Annotated in this window: 2 protein-coding genes; one reads left to right on the forward strand and one right to left on the reverse strand. The window is 64.8% G+C overall.

What is annotated here, in order from left to right; genetic code table 11:
- Nucleotides 1-1,679, forward strand: a 1,679-nt coding sequence (locus tag BMYO_RS11215) for an S-layer homology domain-containing protein (protein WP_143249201.1), incomplete at its 5' end; no start/stop codon positions are given.
- 321 nt (nt 1,680-2,000) lie between these two features.
- Here BMYO_RS11215 and BMYO_RS11220 read toward each other — a convergent pair.
- A partial coding sequence (locus BMYO_RS11220) for an S-layer homology domain-containing protein (protein ID WP_143249202.1) occupies nt 2,001-2,712 on the reverse strand: 712 nt, incomplete at its 5' end.

Genomic DNA, 2,712 nt, shown 5'->3' on the forward strand with positions numbered 1-2,712 from the left:
TCCCCGCGGGGTTGAGCGAGATCTGGCTGCTGGCCTACAACTTCCAGCCGGCCACGCAGTACAACGTGAGCGTGTCTGACGCGTACAACAAGAAGTCCTACTTCACGCCGTCCACGTCCACGTTCGAGGAGGCCTATGGCAAGACCCTCGAGGACGTCACCCGCGTGAACACCAAGGCCTTCGAAGGCTGGTACGATCCGGAAGCGACCGTCACCTACTATGACGCCGCCGGCAACCAGCACACCATCAAGAACAGCGAGTTCTTCAACTCCTACAACCTGACCGCATCCAACGTCACCGGCGCTTGGGACAACGCCGACCCCGTCAAGTTCGACTTCTCCGTGGCCTACGGCCAGGGACAGGTCAACGTGTGGGCCCTGTTCGACGCCGCCGCACGCTACCGCGCGTTCACGGTGAAGCCGCTGTACGACCAGGCCAAGTCCGTGACCGTCAAGCTGTACGAGGACAAGACCATCGGCGAGCAGCTCAAGGCCGCCGAATCCCAGTGGGAGCGTTCCGGCTACTCCATCGAGGGTTACTACACCCGCATCCAGAACGGCAAGGCGCTGGCCGGTTTCAAGGTGGACCTCGACTCCAAGGTCGACGACACCCACCCGGAGGGCGACACCCTGTACGTGAACTACACCGCCGATTCCAAGTACGGCAACAACAGTCTGCTGTTCAACCTGGCCCGTGGCTATGTGACCGGCCTGTCCGACAAGACCCCGACCTTCGAGGTCGCCGCAGCCTCTAGCACTAATGCCAAGTACGCGACGTTCACGAACGCCCCGACCAAGCCGATCAACGTGGCGAAGGCCACCTACAACGGCAAGGATGTGAAGGACGCGAACGGCGTGCAGCTGTACGTGTCGTCCACGGATCCGACCAAGTTCGTCACCGTGATTCCGGCCGGCTACAACGAGGCCTCCTGGAAGGCGTTCAACACGACCCGCGACACGGTCGTCAAGGAGCTCATCAAGGAACTCAACCTGTCCAAGACCGCCACGATCGCCGAAGTGTACGACGCTGTCGCGACTCGCCTGTCCGCGGAGAAGGCCGACACGTACAACCAGGAGTTCGCCGGCAAGCTCGTGACCAACACGGCTTACCCGGATGTGAACTACGACGACTACGGCACGCACAGCCCGGAGATCACCTACCTGACCAACCTCGGCATCGTCAAGGGCTACGCCGATGGCACCTTCGGCTACGGCGCGCCTCTGGCCCGTGTGGACTACATCGTGTGGCTGTACCGCGCCGCCGGCAGCCCGGCCGTGGACTCCCAGGCCCCGTTCTCCGACGTGAACGCCACGACCGTCCCGAACAAGGACTTCCGTGACGCGATCGCCTGGGCCGCCGCGAACAAGATCACGACCGGCTACGCGGACGGCACGTTCGCCCCGTACGCGACCCTGAACCGTCAGGACGCGGCCGCCTTCCTGTACCGCGCCTCTGGCTCCCCGAAGTTCAACGAGTCCTACGCGGACGTGAAGTTCTCCGATGTGACCGCGGGCGACAGCGCGAACCATTCGCAGGCCGTCCTGTGGGCCGCCTCGAACGGCATCGCCAAGGGCTACTCCGGCACCGTGAACAAGTTCTCCGGCTACAGCACCCTGGTCCGTCAGGACGCGGCCGCCTTCCTGGCCCGCACCCTGCAGGCCGGCTACATCGCCAAGTGAGCCGTCCGCCAGCCTATAGCTGACAGCCGTCCCCACTGATTGAAGGCCCCGGACCCATGATGATTGGGTTCGGGGCCTTCCCGTATGCGGAGCCGGCGAATCCCGGATCATCCCGGAGAAGGCTCCATGACGCCCAGGCCGGGCCGGTCCCGCCGGTGGGACGCGACGAAGGGCCCGGGGTCCGGATCCTCTCAACGGGGATCGGGCTCCGGGCCCTTTTCTCTTTATGATATGGGGAAGGCCCCGGACCCAATCAACATGGGTCCGGGGCCTTCGGGTCAGTGAGGACGGCCGCCGGCTATAAGGCTAGCGGGCCGTGGCTCACAGCAGGTTGGCCTGGATGGCGCGGGCCAGGAAGGCGGCCGCGTCCTGACGGGCCACGGTGTCGAGACCCGCGAAGCGGTTCACGCTGCCCGCGAAGCCCTTGACCACGCCATTGTTGTTGGCCCACAGCACGGCCTTGGAGTGGTTCGCGCTGTCGCCCGGGGTCACGTCCGCGAACACCTTCGAGTTGTAGTCCTCGATGTAGTTCGGGCTGCCGGCCGCACGGTAGATGAACGCCGCCGCGTCCTGACGGGCGATCCTCGCGTACGGGGCGAACGTGCCATCAGCGTAGCCGGTCGTGATCTTGTTCGCGGCCGCCCAAGCGATCGCGTCACGGAACTCCTGGTTCGGGACCGTGGCCGCGGTCACGTCCGTGAAGGAGGCCTGGGAGTCAACGGCCGGGCTGCCGGCCGCACGGTACAGCCACACGATGAAGTCCACGCGGGCCACCGGGGCGCCGTAGCCGAACGTGCCGTCCGCGTAGCCCTTGACGATGCCCTGGTTGTACATGAACTGGATGCTATCGGTGTGCGAATCGGTGTCGGACGTGTTCACATCCGGGAAGTCGGCCTCACCCACCAGGATGTTCGCCAGCTTGCGGTTGTACGTGTCAGCCTTCTCAGCAGACAGGTCGGCCTTCACGGCCGCGTACACGGTCGCGATGTCGGCGTTGTTGGCGAGCTTGAGCTCCTTCTTCAGATCGGTCAGG

It is taken from the genome of Bifidobacterium myosotis (genome assembly GCF_002259745.1).
Taxonomy (GTDB): domain Bacteria; phylum Actinomycetota; class Actinomycetes; order Actinomycetales; family Bifidobacteriaceae; genus Bifidobacterium; species Bifidobacterium myosotis.